This is a genomic window from Streptomyces sp. NPDC002867 (assembly GCF_053591895.1).
This window is the reverse complement of record NZ_JBSFUR010000022.1, coordinates 89,691-107,868: the sequence shown is the minus strand read 5'-3', so window position 1 is coordinate 107,868 and position 18,178 is coordinate 89,691. Positions and strand designations below refer to the sequence as shown.

Annotated in this window: 17 protein-coding genes; 12 read left to right on the top strand and 5 right to left on the bottom strand. The window is 69.3% G+C overall.

The window, feature by feature from the left end:
- Positions 1 to 122: 122 nt before the first annotated feature.
- Positions 123 to 1,286, top strand: coding sequence for a cysteine desulfurase family protein (locus tag ACWD0A_RS21675; RefSeq protein WP_451300418.1), 1,164 nt, complete (start codon positions 123 to 125; stop codon positions 1,284 to 1,286).
- On the opposite strand, the gene ACWD0A_RS21670 is transcribed toward ACWD0A_RS21675, so the two are convergent.
- Positions 1,283 to 1,981 carry an N-acetylmuramoyl-L-alanine amidase gene (locus ACWD0A_RS21670; RefSeq protein ID WP_451300416.1) on the bottom strand — a complete coding sequence of 233 codons (699 nt, stop codon included), beginning with the start codon at positions 1,979 to 1,981 and terminating at the stop codon, positions 1,283 to 1,285. The genes ACWD0A_RS21675 and ACWD0A_RS21670 overlap by 4 nt on opposite strands.
- A gap of 60 nt (positions 1,982 to 2,041) precedes the next feature.
- On the opposite strand from ACWD0A_RS21670, the gene mnmA reads away from it, so the two are divergent.
- Positions 2,042 to 3,181 carry a tRNA 2-thiouridine(34) synthase MnmA gene (gene mnmA / locus ACWD0A_RS21665; RefSeq protein WP_451300414.1) on the top strand — a complete coding sequence of 380 codons (1,140 nt, stop codon included), beginning with the start codon at positions 2,042 to 2,044 and terminating at the stop codon, positions 3,179 to 3,181.
- Between the two features lie 486 nt (positions 3,182 to 3,667).
- On the opposite strand, the gene ACWD0A_RS21660 is transcribed toward mnmA, so the two are convergent.
- Together ACWD0A_RS21660 and ACWD0A_RS21655 are read right to left on the bottom strand one after the other, a co-directional pair.
- Positions 3,668 to 3,874 (bottom strand): DUF397 domain-containing protein, encoded by a 207-nt coding sequence (locus ACWD0A_RS21660; RefSeq protein WP_451300412.1) that lies wholly within the window; start codon positions 3,872 to 3,874, stop codon positions 3,668 to 3,670.
- Between the two features lie 12 nt (positions 3,875 to 3,886).
- Positions 3,887 to 4,738 (bottom strand): helix-turn-helix domain-containing protein, encoded by an 852-nt coding sequence (locus ACWD0A_RS21655; RefSeq protein WP_451300410.1) that lies wholly within the window; start codon positions 4,736 to 4,738, stop codon positions 3,887 to 3,889.
- Between the two features lie 288 nt (positions 4,739 to 5,026).
- Here ACWD0A_RS21655 and ACWD0A_RS21650 point away from each other — a divergent pair, with 288 nt between their 5' ends.
- The 6 genes from ACWD0A_RS21650 (at position 5,027) to ACWD0A_RS21625 (ending at position 11,934) form a co-directional block, all read left to right on the top strand.
- Positions 5,027 to 5,533 carry an ATP-binding protein gene (locus ACWD0A_RS21650; protein ID WP_451300408.1) on the top strand — a complete coding sequence of 169 codons (507 nt, stop codon included), beginning with the start codon at positions 5,027 to 5,029 and terminating at the stop codon, positions 5,531 to 5,533.
- Positions 5,534 to 5,727: 194 nt separating this feature from the next.
- Complete coding sequence (locus tag ACWD0A_RS21645) at positions 5,728 to 6,216, top strand: hypothetical protein (RefSeq protein ID WP_451300406.1); 489 nt, start codon at positions 5,728 to 5,730, stop codon at positions 6,214 to 6,216.
- Entirely contained in the window at positions 6,216 to 7,763 is a 1,548-nt protein-coding gene (locus tag ACWD0A_RS21640; RefSeq protein WP_451300404.1) for a hypothetical protein, read from the top strand. Before ACWD0A_RS21645 ends, ACWD0A_RS21640 begins: the two co-directional genes overlap by 1 nt.
- A gap of 29 nt (positions 7,764 to 7,792) precedes the next feature.
- Positions 7,793 to 9,154, top strand: a complete 1,362-nt coding sequence (mycP, locus tag ACWD0A_RS21635) for a type VII secretion-associated serine protease mycosin (RefSeq protein ID WP_451300402.1) — start codon at positions 7,793 to 7,795, stop codon at positions 9,152 to 9,154.
- Positions 9,154 to 9,585 (top strand): hypothetical protein, encoded by a 432-nt coding sequence (locus ACWD0A_RS21630; RefSeq protein WP_451300451.1) that lies wholly within the window; start codon positions 9,154 to 9,156, stop codon positions 9,583 to 9,585. Before mycP ends, ACWD0A_RS21630 begins: the two co-directional genes overlap by 1 nt.
- A 15-nt stretch (positions 9,586 to 9,600) precedes the next feature.
- The gene (locus ACWD0A_RS21625; RefSeq protein WP_451300400.1) at positions 9,601 to 11,934 is read left to right on the top strand and encodes a hypothetical protein; all 2,334 of its coding nucleotides are present in this window, start codon (positions 9,601 to 9,603) and stop codon (positions 11,932 to 11,934) included.
- Positions 11,935 to 12,749: 815 nt separating this feature from the next.
- Here ACWD0A_RS21625 and ACWD0A_RS21620 read toward each other — a convergent pair.
- Positions 12,750 to 13,007 (bottom strand): hypothetical protein, encoded by a 258-nt coding sequence (locus tag ACWD0A_RS21620; protein WP_451300398.1) that lies wholly within the window; start codon positions 13,005 to 13,007, stop codon positions 12,750 to 12,752.
- A complete protein-coding gene (locus ACWD0A_RS21615; RefSeq protein ID WP_451300396.1) occupies positions 12,965 to 13,546 on the bottom strand; it encodes an alpha/beta fold hydrolase in 582 nt (193 codons plus the stop codon). The genes ACWD0A_RS21620 and ACWD0A_RS21615 overlap by 43 nt, the downstream gene beginning before the upstream one ends.
- A gap of 86 nt (positions 13,547 to 13,632) precedes the next feature.
- Here ACWD0A_RS21615 and ACWD0A_RS21610 point away from each other — a divergent pair, with 86 nt between their 5' ends.
- From ACWD0A_RS21610 to ligA, 4 genes are read left to right on the top strand one after another with little or no spacing between them, the layout of a single operon-like run.
- Positions 13,633 to 14,172, top strand: a complete 540-nt coding sequence (locus ACWD0A_RS21610) for an LOG family protein (protein ID WP_451300394.1) — start codon at positions 13,633 to 13,635, stop codon at positions 14,170 to 14,172.
- Between the two features lie 7 nt (positions 14,173 to 14,179).
- Complete coding sequence (locus tag ACWD0A_RS21605; RefSeq protein ID WP_451300392.1) at positions 14,180 to 14,878, top strand: SDR family oxidoreductase; 699 nt, start codon at positions 14,180 to 14,182, stop codon at positions 14,876 to 14,878.
- Between the two features lie 48 nt (positions 14,879 to 14,926).
- Positions 14,927 to 15,940: a methionine synthase gene (locus tag ACWD0A_RS21600; protein ID WP_451300390.1), complete on the top strand. Its 1,014-nt coding sequence runs from the start codon at positions 14,927 to 14,929 to the stop codon at positions 15,938 to 15,940.
- A 30-nt stretch (positions 15,941 to 15,970) separates the two neighbouring features.
- On the top strand, positions 15,971 to 18,154 hold the full coding sequence (ligA, locus tag ACWD0A_RS21595; RefSeq protein ID WP_451300388.1) for an NAD-dependent DNA ligase LigA: 2,184 nt from the start codon (positions 15,971 to 15,973) through the stop codon (positions 18,152 to 18,154).
- Positions 18,155 to 18,178 lie beyond the last annotated feature (24 nt).

Here is an 18,178-nt window from a genome sequence, read left to right as displayed (position 1 = left end):
GGCGCCGTCACCGGGCCGCACCGGGGGAGAGCCGCCCCCGCCCCGCCAGGGACGCACAGGACGACCGTGCACCCCTGCGCCGCAGTCGCGCCCCCGCAGGGCCTCGTAGAATCGAGGCCACCATGGCATACCTCGACCACGCCGCGACCACTCCGATGCTTCCGGAGGCGGTCGAGGCGATGACCGCCCACCTCGCCGTCACCGGCAACGCCTCCGCGCTGCACGCCGCCGGGCGACGCGCTCGCCGTACCGTCGAGGAGGCCCGCGAGACGCTCGCCGAAGCCCTCGGCGCACGGCCCAGCGAAGTCGTCTTCACCTCCGGCGGCACCGAGGCCGACAACCTCGCCGTCAAGGGCCTGTACTGGTCGAGGCGCGACACCGACCCGGCGCGGACCCGCGTCCTGGCCAGCCCCGTCGAGCACCACGCCGTCCTCGACGCCGTCGACTGGCTCGCCGAGCACGAGGGCGCGTCCGTCGAGTACCTGCCGGTCGACACGTACGGCAGGGTCCACCCCGACGCGCTGCGCGAGGCGATCGCGCGCAACCCCGACGACGTCGCGCTGGCCACCGTGATGTGGGCCAACAACGAGATCGGCACGGTCTTCCCCGTCGCCGAACTGGCCGAGGTCGCCCGGGAGTTCGGCATTCCGCTGCACGCCGACGCCGTACAGGCCGTCGGTCAGCTCGACGTCGACTTCGCCGCCTCGGGGCTCGCCGCGATGACCGTCTCCGCCCACAAGATCGGCGGCCCGTACGGCATAGGCGCGCTGCTGCTCGGCCGCGAGTACAGCCCCGTTCCCGTCCTGCACGGCGGCGGCCAGGAGCGGCACGTGCGCTCCGGCACGCTCGACGCCCCCGCCATCGCGTCCTTCGCCGTCGCCGGGCGGCTGGCCGCCGAACGCCGCGAGGACTTCGCCCGGGACATCGGTGCGCTGCGCGACGAGCTCGTCCGCGTGGTGCGCGCGGCCGCGCCGGACGCGATCCTCGGCGGCGACCCGGTCGACCGGCTGCCCGCCAACGCCCACTTCACCTTCCCCGGCTGCGAGGGCGACTCCCTGCTCCTGCTGCTGGACGCGCAGGGCATCGCATGCTCCACGGGCTCCGCCTGCACGGCGGGGGTCGCCCAGCCCAGCCACGTACTGCTCGCCACCGGCACCGATCCGGACCTGGCCCGCGGGACGCTGCGCTTCAGCCTCGGCCACACCTCGACGAAGGCCGACGTGGACGCGGTGGCCCAGGCCATCGGACCCGCGGTCGAACGGGCCCGTACCGCGGGACTCAGCTAGCGGGCCTCCGCGGGGGCATGTCCTCGGGCCGTGCCCTGCTCGGCCGCCGCCTCCCGCACCAGCTTCATGTAGCGCTTCCAGTCCCAGTGCGGTCCCGGGTCCGTGTGGTCGGTCCCCGGGACCTCGATGTGGCCGATGATGTGCTCGCGGTCGACGGGTATCCCGTACCGCGCGCAGATGCCCGCCGTCAGCTTCGCGGAGGCGCGGTACATCGCGTCCGTGAAGTCCTGCGGGCGGTCCACGAACCCCTCGTGCTCGATGCCGATGCTGCGTTCGTTGAACGAGCGGTTGCCCGCGTGGTAGGCGACGTCCAGCTCCCGGATCATCTGCGCCACATGACCGTCCTTGCGGACCACGTAGTGCGTCGCCGCCCCGTGGAGCGGATCCTTGAAGACCTTCAGCGCCGTCGGATAGCTGCCCTGGACGACGTGGATGATCACGCGGTCGATCGTGTAGTCGTCGGGGCGGTCGGCCAGCCGCCAGTTCGCGGCGTTCGCCGCGATCCACTGCGCCCCGGCATGGTCGATCTCGCCCGGCTTGCGCGGCGTGCGCACCCACGGCATACCGCGCCAGATACGGCGTATCTCCTCGCCGGCCACCACGCCGCCGCCGACGACCACGGCCCCGCCCCCGATCAGCACGGCCCGCCGGCTCGCGCCACTCCTGCGCTTGCCGTGCTTCTTGTCGCTCCCCATGACGACCACAACGCATACTCAGCAGTCATCGGTTCCCGGGGCCCGTACCCTGGTAGGGCTATGACTGAGACTTCCCCGCGGACCGAGACCTTCCCGCGCCCCCTCCGTGTGCTCGCCGCCATGTCCGGCGGCGTGGACTCCGCTGTCGCCGCCGCCCGCGCCGCCGAGGCCGGGCACGACGTCACCGGGGTCCACCTGGCGCTCTCCGCGAACCCGCAGTCGTTCCGTACGGGCGCCCGCGGCTGCTGCACCATCGAGGACTCGCGCGACGCCCGCCGCGCCGCGGACGTGATCGGCATCCCCTTCTACGTGTGGGACCTCGCCGAGCGCTTCCGTGAGGACGTGGTCGAGGACTTCATCGCCGAGTACGAGGCGGGCCGGACGCCCAACCCGTGCCTGCGGTGCAACGAGAAGATCAAGTTCGCCGCGCTGCTCGACAAGGCGCTCGCGCTCGGCTTCGACGCCGTGTGCACCGGGCACTACGCGACCGTGGTCCTCAAGGAGGACGGCACGCGCGAGCTGCACCGCGCCAGCGACATGGCCAAGGACCAGTCGTACGTGCTCGGCGTCCTCGACGAGAAGCAGCTCGCCCACGCGATGTTCCCCCTCGGCGACACGCTCACCACCAAGGACGAGATCCGGGCCGAGGCCGAGCGGCGCGGGCTCGCGGTCGCGAAGAAGCCCGACAGCCACGACATCTGCTTCATCGCCGACGGCGACACCCAGGGCTTCCTGGCGAACCGCCTCGGCAAGGCGGAGGGCGACATCGTCGACGAGGCGGGCAACAGGGTGGGCAGCCACGACGGCGCGTTCGGCTTCACGATCGGCCAGCGCAAGGGCCTGCGCATCGGCCACCCCGCCCCGGACGGCAAGCCGCGCTACGTGCTCGACATCTCCCCGGTGAACAACACGGTGACGGTCGGTCCGGCCGAGGCCCTGGACGTCACCGCCCTCACGGCGATCAAGCCCCGCTGGTGCGGCGCGGCCCCCGAGGGCCCGGCGACGTACACCGCGCAGCTGCGCGCCCACGGCGGCGAGACGGAGGCGACGGCGGAGCTGGTGGACGGAGAGCTGCACGTCACCTTCACCGAGCCGGTCCGCGCGGTGGCCCCCGGCCAGGCGATCGTGCTCTACGACGGGACGCGTGTGGTCGGCTCGGCGACGATCGCGACGACGCGGCGGGTGACGGCGGTGGCCTGAGGCCGCTGCCGGCCGCTGAGTATCCGGGCCATTGCGGCTGAGTACCCGGACTCGTGTGCCCGGCCGGGCGGCGGTGTGGGATCAAGGGCATGAACCCGACTGATTCCCTGCCACTGCCCGATGCCACGAAAGCCACGGACCGCACCCGCTTCTGGTCCGTACTGGCCGCTGTTGTCTTCGTGCCGGCGGCGTTGGCGGTCGGCGTACTGACCCTCGCATCCGAAGGGGCGTCTCGCTGCCTGACGTACGGCGAGCAGTGCGGCACGCCGCTGCCGGGCTGGCTCTTCGGCTGGGGCGTCGGCCTGGCGTTTGCGGCGTGGGTCGTCGCGCTGGCGGCACCTGCGGTGCGGGTGCGGCGGATGGCGTTTCGCCGTGCAGCTCCTGGCGGAGTGCGCGCCGCTGGCGGTGATCCTCAGCCACGCGTGACGCGCGGGGGTCGCGAGGTCGAAGCGCCCCGTGACCCGGCGGCCCGGCTGGGCACTGGCGTCAGACGCCGGAGCGCGCTGGGCCGTCGCTGCGCCCCGCGCTCGCGACGAAGGCCGCGAAGGCACGGCGGTCGACGGTGAACGTGAGGTGCGGGAACACGCTGTCCCGGATGGCGATGTCGGTGTCGGTGTCGGAGGCGGCGACCTCGACGCAGGCGTTGCCGGAAGCCTCGGAGAACGAGGACTTGAACCACTTCAACTCGGACAAGTCTGGTACCTCTTACAGATCACCGGCGATTTCGAGGATGAGGTTCCTCGACTCATTCGGATTCAACGCCACCTGTTCGACCAAGTCCAGCCGCCGACGAAAGTTGGCCAGCTGCGTGGGTGAATCGAAGAAGACCGCGCCGATCGGTGAGTCCACTTCCACGGTGTCCAGGTGCGGATCGGCGGCCGAGGCGTACATCACCGTGTCACCGGCCATGGGGAATCCGCCGACTGCGAAAGGGATCACGAGCAGGCGCACGTTGGGGCGCTCACTCTCCTCGAGAAGCCGGCTCAGCTGTGCTTTTGCGGTTCGGCGGCCACCGATGCGCATCCTGAGCGCCGCCTCGTGGATGAGGCCCACGTACGGCACGCCGGGCTCGCCCGCAACCACGCTGTGCCGAGCCAGACGGTGAGCGACACGCATCTCGACCTCCAGCCGGGGTAGTGCCGGCACGAACAGATCGAAGAGAGCACGAGCGTGATCCTCGGTCTGGAAGATGCCTGGAATATGGGCCGTCTGGAGCGTTCTCAGGCCTGCGGCATGGTGCTCCAGCTCGGCCACATCGAGAAAGTCCGGTGGGATCTTGCCCCGGTACTCGTCCCACCAGCCCTTTGCGCGCCCGCCGGTCATCCGGGCCAAGGCGGAGATGAGTTCGGGGTTGTCGCATTCGTAGATGCTGGCGAGGCGACGCAACCGCTCTTCGCTGATACCGAAACGTCCCGACTCGATGTTGGAGATCATCGTCCGGTCCGCGCCCAGGCGCTCCGCAGCCGCCGGCGCCGACATGCCGGCGGCGTCCCGCAGTCGACGCAGCTCGGTGCCGAATCGTCGTTGGCGGATGGTCGGACGGTTCCTCGGTGCCATGGGTCAACTCCTCGTTCGCGCGCACAGTTTGCCGAGCTGCGCGGATGGCCGTCCACTGAAACCACAAGTATGACCCGTTTTAGTGAAGCGGGTAGCACGTGTTTTAGCGCTCCCATAGCGTGTGGCCTGAGTCACTCACCGACCGGTCCCGTTCCCGTGCGGGAAGCGCGCCTTCGCCCAACAGCCCACCCGCTACGGGCGAACGGCAGGCCACCCGCAACGGAACGGCTCGACCCGGCGTATGTCGCCACGACGCTGACCAACCACGCCGCACAAGGAGGCGCTCGCGTGAAGCCCGAACCACCCGCACCCGCACAGGACGCGCAGAGCAGGCCCGTCCCGGCTCCGATCCCCTTCACCGACCCCTGGGAGTACGAACTCCGCTTCCCCCGCGACCCCCGCGGGCCCGGGATTGCCCGGACCACCCTGCGTACAATTCTCACCGCGCACGGACTTGCCGAACTCACCGACCGAGCCGAGCTGTTGGCCTGTGAGCTGGCGACCAACTCCGTCCGCTACACACCCGGCCCCGCGTCCGTCCGGCTGCGGTGGGCGCACCCCGTGCTACGGGTGAGCGTCATGGATCCCAGCCCTGTCTTCCCCGTCCAGCTGGTGCCGCCAGGGCCCGAGGACGACGGCGGGCGGGGGCTCCTGATCCTCGACATGGTCGCCGACCACTGGGGTGGCTGCTGCGTGGACGAGACGCTGTTCGAGGAGGGTGGCAAGGTCATCTGGTTCGAGCTGTGTCTGGGGGCAGGCCCGCCGACGCCGACCACGGCCACGCTGGTGGCCTGAGTCCCCGCCTCCCCCGTGCACGGCGGCGATGTTCGCCCCTTCTCTGCCCAGGCGGGGAGGGGAGACCGGCTGCCGGACTCTGCCAGGCAATGTGGCTGAATGCACGTGGACTTTGGCGTCGTTGCTGCTGTGAACCCTCATCGGCTGTCGGCTTAGAATGGCCGTTGGTGTTTTGGCTGTACGGGGAGGGCGCTGTGGCGCACGGGGGAGACGGGGCGGCGTCGCCTGACACGGGGAAGTCGTTCGACAGTCTGTACGCGGTGAATCCGCAGCAGGCGTTGGCGATCGAAGCCCAGAAGATGAAGACCTTCAAGAAGAGGGTCGACGACCTGCTGATCGCGCTCGATGGCTCGGAGGCCGCCCCGACGCGGATGGGCAACGACCGTATGACGCGAGGGCAGTTGGGATCGGCCGACTTCGGTGAGGCGCAGTTCCTGTACGACTCGTACACCATCGTTCATGACGAGCTGGAGAAGCTGTCTAAGGCGCTGGGAGCCCAGATCGAGGGCATGGGTCTGGCGGTGCACTCGTCCCAGGTGGGCTACGAGAACATCGACCAGGACATCCGTGACCGTATGAAGGCCGTCAACGCCGAGGTGGAGTCGTACTACGACCGGGAGCGCGATCCGTTCGTCGAGGACGCGCCGAAGGAGAAGAAGGCGGACAAGGAGGCGGGCTTCTGATGGGCGGGAAGAAGCCGCAGCTTCGGCACACGGACTTCGAGTCGATGTCGCATCAGCAGCTCGTTGCGCTGATCGCGTCGGCCAGCCCGGTCGGCGCGTGGAACCTGTCGACGAAGCTGGCCCAGGCCTCCTCGGCGATCACGAAGATCGGCGAGGACCTGAAGGAGTATGTGGCGGGTCTGCCCTGGCACGGCGAGGGCGGCGACGCGTTCCGCGACTGGGGCGGCCAGACGGCGAGCGCGACGCTGCGCCTGGGCGAGTACAGCAAGGGCGCGTCGCGCTGGATGGAGCTGGTCGCGGAGGCGATCACCGAGGCGAAGGCGGCGATGCCCCCGGTGTCGGAGACGATGCGGGCGCAGGCGGACCTGCGCAAGGCGGAGTCGGCGTACGGGGTCGCCAGGGACCCGGCCAACCGCAACGACCCGGACGCCCGCGGCGCGGCGCAGTCGGCGCAGTCCGACGCGACGGCGGCCCAGGCCCGCATGGACGCGGCGCGGTTCGAGGCGGCGCAGCGGCTGCGGAAGCTGGCGCAGACGTACGAGTTCACGGCACAGCAGGTGAACGCGGCGACGCCACCGACGTTTCCGCCGCCGGCGAGCTTCCTGCCAGAGGAGGAATGGCGCAAGACTGAAAAAAGTCGTGCTCTTCCAGGTCAGGACGGCTCCGCGACAGCTAAGGCAGGGATGGATGGCGGCATCTCTTCGGGCGCGGCTCGTACATCCCTACGCGCTGAGGCTGCCGCATCATTGCAGCCCGACGGAATCACACCGTCGGCAAGTGCTCCACTGGTGGAGCCTCCAACCCGGATGGAGATCGACGGCCTTACGACGTTGCCGCCTAGCACGCCGTCGTCTCCGGCCGCGCCCCCGGTCAGCCCGCCGTTGGGCGGCACCCTGGATCCCCGGAGCACGCCGCCTGCGCTGATCCCTCCTGCGTTCGGCACGGGTGAGGTCAAGCCTTCCCTGCCGTCTGTGCCTCCTGTGACGGGGCGTCCGGGCCACGGTGGCGTGCGGCCACCGGTCCTGCCCAGCCAGGCGCTGCCGGGGTCGGGTGGTCCCGGGCGTCTGCCGCGTGACAGCGGCATCATCGGCGGACGACCGGTCCCGCCGAGCACGATGGGCCCGGCGCGTGGGATCCCGCGTGGTCTGGTCGTCGGCGGGGAGGGAACGCCGACCGCCCGGGGCCCGATGGGCCATCAGCCTGCGATGGGGACAGGGAACGGCACCTCACGACCGGGTGCACCTGCTGCTCGCCGTTACGCCACCGAGGCGGGCGGAATCGTCGGGGGCAATCCCCAGCAGGCCGGCCGGCCGGGTGCCCGCCCGATCGCACCGGGCGGCTCCGGCCCCGTACCAGGCTCCTCATCGCGGCCCAGTGCGCCGGGCGCCGCTGCGAGTCGGGGAGGAGCGGCCACCAAGCCCCCGGGCTCGAACCCGTCGGCAGGCCGCCGTGACGGGCAGGGTGGCGGCCGGCCCGACTGCCTCACCGAGGATGAGGAGACCTGGAGACAGAATGGCCGCCGTATCGTCCCGCCGGTCGTCGAGTGACCATGCACCGAATCTGTAAGAGGTAAAAGATGCGCACCAGCAGGCAGCCCGCCAGGCTCCGCCATGCCCTGTCGGCGGCCATGGGCCTGGTGCTGGCGGGCGTCGCGACGGTCCCCGCACACGCCGAAACGGTCCGGGATCAGCAATGGCATCTGGACGCCATGCACGCCGAGGAGATGTGGAAGACGAGCACGGGGCGAGGCATCACGGTGGCCGTGATCGACTCCGGCGTCGACAAGAACATTGCGGACCTGCGCGGCCAGGTCCTGGACGGCGTCGACTACTCCGGTAAGGAGGGCGACGAGCACACGGACCACGAGGGCCACGGCACCAGCATGGCGGCGTTGATCGCAGCAACAGGAGCGCGGGGCAAAGTAAACGGGTCATATGGCCTGGCTCCCGGCACCAAGATCCTTCCCATCAGGATGCCGTACGGAACCGAGGACTACGGCAAGGTGAATGCCAAGGCCAGGTACTCCAAGTACATGGCCCAGGCCATCAGGTTCGCGGCCGACTCCGAGGCGCGAGTCATCAACGTTTCTATGGGGAACGCGAATACACCGGGAGCCAAGGACGTCGACACGCCAGAGCTGACCGACGCTGTGAGGTATGCGCTCGGCAAGGACAAGCTGATTTTTGCCGCAGTCGGCAACAAGGGTGACACCACGAACTTTGTCGAGTACCCCGCCGCGACCCCCGGCGTCGTGGGCGTGGCGGGAGTGGACGAGAAGGCCGAGCCCGTCAAGAGCTCCCAGTGGGGCCCCCAAGTCGACCTCGCCGCGCCGGCCAAGGATGTTGTCGGCGCGTGCACGGGAGGGACGCAGCTGTGCGGCGGCACCGGTACGAGCAATGCCACCGCCCTCGCCTCCGCCTCCGCCGCCCTCCTCTGGTCCCAGCACCCGGACTGGACCAACAACCAGGTCCTGCGCGTCCTGATGCAGACCGCCAGCGGCAACGAGAAGGGCCTCAGCCGGGACGACGTGGTCGGCTACGGCGTCGTCCGCCCCAGGATCGCCCTGAAGAATCCGGGCAACCCGGGCCCCGCGGCCAAGTACCCGCTCCCCGACTTCACCTACGAGGACGCCAAGTCCCCGTCCCCGGAGTCCCCCAAGGCCTCGGACGCCCACGCCCGGCCGTCGACCGCGCCGCTCGCCTCGGACGACGACAGCAGCGCGACTCCGCTCTGGATCGCCGCCGGCATTGGTGCGGCTGTCGTCCTCGGCGCGACGGTCGCGGTCCCGGTGATCCGCAACCGCCGCCGCACAGCACCACCGACACCGGCCGCCGCCGCGCTGCACCCGTACGGAGTCGGGCAGCCCTACTACGTGCAGCCGCCACTCCCGCCGAACACCGCACCAAACAACCAGAATAGGTCGAACGGGGGCACATGATGGCTTGGGACGAGTGGGAACAGATCAAGACCGGGGCTACTGAGCGGCAGCCGGCACAGATGCAACTGAATCGAGTTGATCAAGGCCGTGGAGCCTCCGGCGGTGCTGCTGATCTAGTGGTGAACAAAGACGACCTCGGAGTAGTCGGGCACGAAGCATACGTGCTCTACGGTCGGCTCTCTCGGGACGGTGATCACGCCCGTCCTTCAACCTTCAATGCAGCGATCGCCCTGACGAACGGCGGCTTCACCAGCGGGTCGGAGCTGCTGAAGGTGCACGATCGCTGGAATAAGCAGCTGCGGACGCTCCTGGACGCCTGCGCTCGGATCTCGAACCACCTCGACTACACCAAGTCTACCCACGCCAAGAACGATGCAGACATCGCCGGCAATCTGCTTTCTGTGTCCAAGATCAATGAATACTTCAAGTAGTCCGGGGGGAAAGCCATGCTGACGTTCGACGAAGTCGTCAACGCGCCTGTCGGCAAGCTGAAGGAAGCTGCGGACGACTGGTCGGAAATGGTGACCAAGTTGGAGAAGCTCGCCGACGACGCCCGGCAGAGCATGAAGGCGAAATCCGACAAGGCCCAATGGCAGGGCGCCAACTCCGACGTCACCAGGCCCTTCATCGCCAAGACAGCCAAGGAGTTCGACGACGCCGCCGCACAGGCCAAGGGCATCAAACTGCTGCTCGATGACGCGCACACCTCGTTCAAGACGGCCAAGGACGCATTGGTCAGGATCAGGGACGAGGAGGGTCCAGCCGCGGGCATCCGTGTGGACGCCAACGGCAAGGTCACACCTCGGCACGATGTGGAGAAGGACGAGGCGGCTCGCCACGACACGGATCGCGCCCTGTACCAGGAAGCCGTGCGAAAGCAGAAGGAAGCCGTCGCCTCCTGGCAGAAGAAGATTGATCAGATCGTCGATGACTGTTCCGACGCCGACGAGTCGCTGAAGCGCGCCCTCGCGGCAAACGTGACGGACGACCACAACTTCACCGCACCCAAGTACAAGAGCCTCGACCAGGAAGAGGCCGCCCATGCCGCCGCTCTTGCGGCCAAGGGGCGTGATATCACGCACACCGAGCTCCAGGCGCTCAATGAACTGCTGCACGACAACAGTAAGTCGCCGGAGTTCTCGAAGAACTTCTACGAGAAGCTGGGACCTGAGAAGTCGCTGGCCTTCTTCGGGCAGCTCTCCACGGACACCTACGAATACGGAAAGCTCGACAAGGAGCGCCTGAAGGACGTCCAGGCACTGCAGAAGAATCTCGGCCTCACTCTCGCCGCCGCCTCCCACGACAAGACCTTCACCGCCGAGTGGGGTCCGGAACTGCGCAAGCTCGGCACCGAGCGCATCCCGCTGGCCAAGCACGACTACAACAGCCCCTTCGGCTACCAGCTGCTTGGCGGCATCATGCGGTACGGAAACTACGACGCGAAGTTCCTCAACCCGATCGCCGAGCATGTTGCGCAGTTGCACGCCAAGGATCCGTACATGTTCGCCGATAACAAGATGGTGAACAGCCCCTTCAAGAACCCCTTCAACCCCTCGGGTGTCAACGGCTCCGGGTACGATCCGACCGTCGCGATGCTGGAGGCTCTTGGGCACAGCCCGGACGCGGCCAAGCGCTTCTTCACGGATCCGCCGACGGCCTACAACGAGGACGGGACGGTCAACAGGGGTGCTACTGCCGAACTAGGGAAGGATAAGAACGGGAATACGTTCACGAATTATCTCGACTTCTTCACGGACAAGGACTGGAAGTCCTTCGGCGACGTTGACACTCTTGCCCCGGACGAGCTAAAGGGTTCCGTCAATGACCTGCCGGACGCCCTCGGACATGCCCTTGAGGCAGGCGCCCTCGGATATGCCTGGGACGACCCGAACCCAACGCCGGTCCGTGACGCAGACACCGCTGAGCTCATGAACAAGGTGGTCGAGAAGTACGCACCCGACGGCGCCCTGCTGAAGCAGCACGAGGCCCTCGCGGACAGCGTTGGCAACATGACTGCTGGTTACATCGACGACATCAACTGGGCTCTTCAAGAAGGCCGCAGAGAAAGCGTCTTCGCGCCGAACAGGAACGAAGAGAGTCATCTCAAGCTAGACAGGGACACGGCCCGCTTCCTTCTCAGTGTGCTCGGCCAGCACCCCGACGCGTACGCCACGGTCTCCAAAGCCAATGAGATCTATACGACCAGCGTGCTCGAGGCGCAGGTCGACGAGCACGGGAAGATCGACACCGGCGGGGCCCGCTCCGCGGTGGGCACCGGAGCCGAGGTGCAGGGAATGCTCGACCAGTCGCGCGCCGATCAGGTCGAGGCAACCAATCTGAAGACCCACGAGGAGTACCAGAAGGAAGTGCAGAAGCGTGCCGGCTGGGTCCAGTTTGGTGCCACGACCGCCCTTGCCGCAGGTGTCGCCTTCCTCCCGGTGACCGCCGCCGTCGGTGCCGCGGCGGTGCTCATCCCGCTGGCTACGGACACGGCGAGCGGTGCAGTCGGGCAGGTCCTCGGTCAGGTTATCGGAGACGTCTCGGACAAGTCGATCGACGAAAACAAGCAGAAGTTCGAGGATCTCACCCGAGAAGAGAAGACCAAGGTGTTCTCGGGGGGAGAGGTCATGGCTGAGGCTCCGTGGAAGAAGTTCATGCAGTACCACGGCATCGAATTCAACAGTAATTTTGGCCAGGACCTGAGGGAGTCCATGATCATCGGATATGGCAAGGGAAATGCTCGTGAGAACCAACAGGGCGCGGACCCCGTAACCGGCTGAGAACGTCGCGGGCAGAGAGGGAGAAGGCACGTGGGATCCGTATGGATGAGAAGGAGTTGGGCCCCCGTTCTCGGCGCGGTGCTGCTGTTGGGGGCGGGGACCATGGCCTGTGGCGGTGAGGAGTCCCAGGAGCCGCCTCGCTATGTGGGTGCGTCCGAGGTGTGCGACGGCGTGTTCAGGGGGAGAGCCACAGACGCATTTGAGCGCGTCATGGGCGTCGGGCCGTACGGAAACACTGGCCGCGGCGCCCTCGAGCGTGTGGCTGATGCTGTTCAGAGTGGATACGAATCCGGCCGTTCCTGGAGCTATGCGGATGAGCTGTGCTCGGTAAGTCCGAAGGGCTCAGGGATCTCCGGTCAAGCGTCACTCAGATTCTCGATCTACGCGCCGGATGACATCGGCACGGGCCGGCGTGCCGAGGGTGAGCGGGCCTACGCCATGGGCATGGAGGCCGAGGCGGGACCGCGAGGAGCCCGGCTCTACTTCGAGTGTGTCAGCCCTCGGTTGAAGGGCTCGCGCGAGCGCCCTGCGCGAGTGCTCGGCGCGTTCCGCCTCCATTCCGCCCTCAAGAACGACTCCAAGGAGCACCGTGAGGCCGGCCTGACCGTTGTCCATGCCGCGTCCCTTGCCGTGGCCGAGGAGCTTAAGTGTGAGGACAACGGAGGGCTGCCTCAGAAGCCGGTGCTGACCGAAGCTCCGTAATCGCACTCATGCCGACGAGCGGTCCCGCCGAAGGCGGACCATGGCCCGTCCGTCGTGTACGCCACTCCGGCGTACGTCCGTGGTCCTGCGAGGCAGGTGATGGCCCCCCCGCGTCACCCCGCGAAGAAGTCGATCAGCGTCGGCGCCAGCACGTGCGGCGCCGCCTCGTGCGTCTGGCCCGTCAGGGTCCGGTGCCGGCCGCGGGGGAGCGCCGCCGCGACCGCGCGTGCCGCCTCCCGCATCCCGGCAGGGCTTGCGCCGCCGTCGACGACCAGCACGCGCTCGGTCACCGCCGCCAGCCTCGCCGCCGGAACGCTGCCGTCGCCCATCACCTCGTGGTCGTACGCGAGCGTGTGCGCCAGCGCCTCCATGTCCGCCCAGACCGGCAGCTGCCGCAGGCCCGACAACGCCTCGGGCGGCATCCCCACGGCGCCCAGGAACTCCGCCAGCGCATCGCCCCGGCGGCCTCCGCCAGCAGGGCGCGCATCCGGGCCTCGTAGCCCCGGCCCGCCTCCCGCCGCCCGGGGTCCGTCTCGAACGGCGGCTCGTAGACCGACAGCATGGTGATCGGCAGCCCGTCGGACGCCGCCCGCAGCGCCAGTGCGGCGCCCGAGGACATGCCGTGGACCAGGGCGCTCCCGCCCGCCCGCGCGATCACGGCGGCGAGGTCCTCGACCTCCCGCTCCACCGCGTACGGAGCGGTGTCACCGCTGCTTCCCCGGCCGCGCCGGTCGTAGGTGAACACGGTGAAGTGTTCCGCGAGCAGCTCCGCGAGCGGCGCGTCCGACGCGGCGGTGCACAGCGCCCCGCCGACCAGGACCAACGCCGTTCCGTCGCCGCGCTGTTCGTAGACGATGCGCGTACCGTCCGCCGATTCGGTCCTGTTGAGCGTCCTGCTCGAGTTCTCCATGAGAGGGCAGACGGGGCCGCCGGGTGCATCTCATCGGTGGCGGCGAAGGAATTTCCGGAGACCCTCCGGGCCCGTACGGTGGGCGCATGAACATCTGCGTCTTCCTCTCCGCCGCCGAGCTCGACGAGCGCTACACCCGCCCCGCGCGCGAGTTCGCCGAACTCATCGGCAAGGGCGGCCACACCCTGGTGTGGGGCGGCTCCGACGTCGGGCTGATGAAGGTCGTCGCGGACGGGGTCGAGGAGGCGGGCGGCCGGCTGGTCGGCGTGTCGGTGGAGTTCCTGCAGGCCAAGGCGCGGGCCACCGCCGACGAGATGGTCATCGCCAAGGACCTCGCCGAACGCAAGGCGCTGCTTCTGGCCAAGTCCGACGCGGTCGTCATCATGGTCGGCGGCACGGGGACGCTGGATGAGGCCACCGAGATCCTGGAGCTCAAGAAGCACGGCCACCACACGAAGCCCGTGGTCCTGCTGAACGCGGCCGGTTTCTACGACGGGCTGAAGGAGCAGTTCCAGCGGATGGATGACGAGGGCTTCCTGCCGCTTCCCCTGCCCGACCTGGTGTTCTTCGCCGAGGACGGAGTGGCCGCCATGGCTTACCTGGAGGAGAGCCTCGGCGTCCGCTAGTGCGAGCATGGCGGGCATGGCTACACATCTGATCACCGGCGCGGGATCCGGCATCGGCGCGGCGGTCGCCCGCAGGCTGCACGAGCGGGGCGACGAACTCGTCCTCGTGGCACGGGACGCGGGCCGCGCCAAGGAGTTCGCGGCGCGGTTCCCCGGCGCCCGCACCCTCGTCGCCGACCTGGACGACCCCGACCGCATCTCCTGGGCGCTCGGCCACCAGACCCTGCCCGACCGCATCGACTCGCTTCTGCACAGCGCCGGCATCGTCGACCTCGGCCCGGTCGGCGAGCTGACCCCCAAGACGTGGCGCCACCAGCTGAACGTCAACCTGATCGCGCCCGCCGAGCTGACCCGCCTCTTCCTGCCCCAGTTGCGTGTGGCCCGGGGCCACGTCGTCTTCGTCAACTCCGGCGCCGGACTGAACGCCCACGCCGAATGGGGCGCCTACGCGGCCTCCAAGCACGGCCTCAAGGCGCTGGCCGACTCGCTGCGGCACGAGGAGCACGCGGCCGGGGTGCGGGTGACCTCGGTGTACCCGGGCCGCACCGCGAGCCCGATGCAGGCCAAGGTCCATGCCCAGGAGGGCAAGGAGTACGATCCGGAGCGCTGGATCGACCCCGAGTCGGTCGCCACGACGATCCTCACGGCCCTCGACCTGCCGCGCGACGCCGAGATCAACGACCTGACCGTGCGGCCGGGCCGCTGAGGGGACCGGGCCCGCGCCGGAGCCGCACGGGCCACGTACGCTTCCCGAGTGAGCGAGAAACAGGACTTCACCTGGGGAGCGGCGACCGGCATCGGGTCCATGCCCGGCTCGGACGCCCGCGAGAGCGCGCGGACCGTCACCGGGTCCTGCGAGGACTTCCCGTACCTCGCCGAGCTGCCCGCCCGCGGGCCCGGCGCCGACATGATCGGGCGGACCATCGGGCTGCTCGTCGAGATGTACGCCCATGTCGAGCCCAGCGGCTGGCGGGTCAGCGACCGGCCCGGCCGCGACACCCGCCGCGCGCACTCCTGGCTGGGTGAGGACCTGGACGCGCTGGAGGAGTTCACGCAGGGGTACGAAGGCCCGCTCAAGGTGCAGGCGGTCGGCCCCTGGACGCTCGCCGCGTCCCTCGAACTGCGCGGCGGCGAGGCCGCGCTGGGCGACCCCGGCGCCTGCCGGGACCTCGTCGCATCGCTCGCCGAGGGACTGCGCGGCCACCTGGCCGACGTCCGCCGCAGGGTGCCCGGCGCGCAGGTCGTGCTCCAGCTCGACGAGCCGTCCCTGACCGCCGTGCTGCGCGGGCAGATCCGCACGGCGAGCGGCTACCGCACCCACCGCGCCGTGGACCGCCAGATCGTCGAGAGCGCGCTGCGCGACGTCGTCGCGGTCACGGACGGTCCGGTGGTCGTGCACTCGTGTGCCCCCGAGGTGCCGTTCGCGCTGCTGCGCCGCGCCGGGGCGCACGGGATCTCGTTCGATTTCGGCCTGCTCACCGAGCGTGAGGAGGAGGCGATCGGCGAGGCCGTCGAAGGCGGTACCAAGCTCTTCGCGGGCGTCGTCCCCTCCACCGACACCGCATCGGCCGGATTGTCGGTGGGCGCCGATATCGTCAAGGGTGTACGGACACTGTGGCGCAGGCTGGGGCTGAATCCGGGGAGTCTCTCCGAGTCGGTCGTGATCACCCCCTCCTGCGGCCTCGCAGGCGCGTCCCCCGCGTACGCACGCGCGGCGCTCGCCCACTGCGTCCGGGCCGCGAGATCACTCGCGGACAACCCTGAGTAACGGGTGCACGGCAGACGGAAGGACGAAACGGTGGCTGGCGAACAGCAGACGGCACTGCCCGCCGATGTGCGGGAGCAGCATGCCCAACTCGCCGAGCAGGTCGAGGAGCACCGCTTCCGGTACTACGTGAAGGACGCCCCGATCGTCTCCGACGCCGAGTTCGACCGGCTCATGCGCGCGCTGGAGGCGATCGAGGAGGAGTACCCGGCACTGCGCACCCCCGACTCGCCGACCCAGAAGGTCTCCGGGGACTACGAGACCGAGCTCACCAAGGTCGAGCACCGCGAGCGCATGCTCTCCCTGGACAACGCCTTCGACGACGCCGGGCTGGCCGCCTGGGCCGAGCGCGTCGCCCGCGACGTCGGCGCGCCCGGCTACCACTTCCTGTGCGAGCTCAAGGTCGACGGCCTCGCGGTCAACCTCACGTACGAGAAGGGCCGCCTCACCCGCGCGGCGACCCGGGGCGACGGCCGCATCGGCGAGGACATCACACCGAACGTGCGCACCATCGCCGAGATCCCGGAGCGGCTGCGCGGCGACCGCATCCCCGACCTCGTGGAGATCCGCGGCGAGGTCTACTTCCCGATGGAGAAGTTCCAGGAGCTCAACGAGCGCCGTGTGGCGGCGGGCGAGCAGCCGTACGCCAACCCGCGCAACTCCGCCTCGGGTTCGCTGCGCCAGAAGGACCCCAGGGTCACCGCCAAGCTGCCGCTCCACATGGTGGTGCACGGCATCGGGGCCCGCGAGGGCTTCGACATCGACCGGCTGTCCGAGGCGTACGGCCTGCTGCGCGAATGGGGACTGCCCGTCGCCCGGCACAACAAGGTCGTGGGCTCACTCGACGAGGTGCGGGAGTTCATCGCCTACTTCGGCGAGCACCGCCACTCCGTGGAGCACGAGATCGACGGCGTCGTGGTCAAGCTCGACGAGATCCGGCTCCAGGGCAGGCTGGGCTCGACCGCACGCGCCCCGCGCTGGGCCATCGCCTGGAAGTACGCGCCGGAGGAGGTCAACACCAAGCTGGTCAACATCCGCGTGGGCGTGGGCCGCACCGGCCGGGTCACGCCGTACGCGCAGGTGGAGCCGGTCACGGTGGCCGGCTCCGAGGTCGAGTTCGCGACCCTGCACAACCAGGACGTGGTCAAGGCCAAGGGCGTCCTCATCGGCGACACCGTGGTGCTGCGCAAGGCGGGCGATGTCATCCCGGAGATCCTCGGGCCCGTCGTGGACCTGCGGGACGGCACCGAGCGCGAGTTCGTCATGCCGGCCGAGTGCCCCGAGTGCGGGACGCCGCTGCGGGCGATGAAGGAGGGCGACGTCGACATCCGCTGTCCCAACGCCCGTTCCTGCCCTGCCCAGTTGCGCGAGCGCCTCTTCTACCTCGCCGGCCGCGAGTGCCTGGACATCGAGGCCTTCGGCAAGGTGGCCGCCGCCGCGCTGACGCGTCCGCTGGAGCCTGCCGACCCGCCGCTGAAGGACGAGGGCGACCTGTTCGACCTCACGGTGGAGCAATTGCTGCCCATCAAGGCGTACGTCCTCGACCAGGACAGCGGACTGCCCAAGCGCGATCCGAAGACCGGAGAGGACAAGGTCGTCACCGTCTTCGCGAACAAGGAGGGCGGCCCGAGGAAGAACGCCCTCGCGATGCTGGAGAACATCGAGGCCGCCAAGCGGCGCCCGTTCGCCCGCTTCCTCAACGGGCTGTCCATCCGCCATGTCGGTCCGGTCGCCGCCGCCGCCCTGGCCCGCGAGTTCCCGTCCATCGAGCGGATCGAGCAGGCCACCGAGGCCGAGCTCGCCGCGACCGAGGGCGTGGGACCGATCATCGCCGCCTCCCTCAAGGAGTGGTTCGCGGAGGACTGGCACCGCGAGATCCTGCGCAAGTGGCGTGCGGCGGGCGTCCCGCTGGAGGCGGAGACGACCGGCGAGGACGAAGGCCCGCGCCCGCTGGAGGGGTTGACGGTCGTCGTCACCGGCACTCTGGAGCACCACACGAGGGATGGCGCAAAAGAGGCGCTCCAGAGCCTCGGTGCGAAAGTGGCCGGTTCCGTTTCCAAGAAGACCAGCTTCGTGGTGGTCGGTGACAACCCCGGGTCGAAGTACGACAAGGCCGTGCAGCTGAAGGTGCCCGTGCTGGACGAAGCGGGCTTCGCGGTCCTGCTGGAGCAGGGCCCGGATGCGGCCCGTGAGGCCGCTGTGACCGAAGAGGCATGACACGCAGGGAAATGGGTGGTTCAT

Excerpts from the sequence above, each read along its gene's own strand:
- ACWD0A_RS21670 (WP_451300416.1), bottom strand. The coding sequence starts at position 1,981 with ATGGGGAGCGACAAGAAGCACGGCAAGCGCAGGAGTGGCGCGAGCCGG.
- ACWD0A_RS21620 (WP_451300398.1), bottom strand. The coding sequence starts at position 13,007 with ATGGAGGCGCTGGCGCACACGCTCGCGTACGACCACGAGGTGATGGGC.
- ACWD0A_RS21675 (WP_451300418.1), top strand. The coding sequence starts at position 123 with ATGGCATACCTCGACCACGCCGCGACCACTCCGATGCTTCCGGAGGCG.
- ACWD0A_RS21630 (WP_451300451.1), top strand. The coding sequence starts at position 9,154 with ATGGCTTGGGACGAGTGGGAACAGATCAAGACCGGGGCTACTGAGCGG.
- ACWD0A_RS21615 (WP_451300396.1), bottom strand. The coding sequence starts at position 13,546 with ATGGAGAACTCGAGCAGGACGCTCAACAGGACCGAATCGGCGGACGGT.
- ACWD0A_RS21655 (WP_451300410.1), bottom strand. The coding sequence starts at position 4,738 with ATGGCACCGAGGAACCGTCCGACCATCCGCCAACGACGATTCGGCACC.
- mnmA (WP_451300414.1), top strand. The coding sequence starts at position 2,042 with ATGACTGAGACTTCCCCGCGGACCGAGACCTTCCCGCGCCCCCTCCGT.
- ACWD0A_RS21605 (WP_451300392.1), top strand. The coding sequence starts at position 14,180 with ATGGCGGGCATGGCTACACATCTGATCACCGGCGCGGGATCCGGCATC.
- mycP (WP_451300402.1), top strand. The coding sequence starts at position 7,793 with ATGCGCACCAGCAGGCAGCCCGCCAGGCTCCGCCATGCCCTGTCGGCG.
- ACWD0A_RS21625 (WP_451300400.1), top strand. The coding sequence starts at position 9,601 with ATGCTGACGTTCGACGAAGTCGTCAACGCGCCTGTCGGCAAGCTGAAG.
- ACWD0A_RS21610 (WP_451300394.1), top strand. The coding sequence starts at position 13,633 with ATGAACATCTGCGTCTTCCTCTCCGCCGCCGAGCTCGACGAGCGCTAC.
- ACWD0A_RS21640 (WP_451300404.1), top strand. The coding sequence starts at position 6,216 with ATGGGCGGGAAGAAGCCGCAGCTTCGGCACACGGACTTCGAGTCGATG.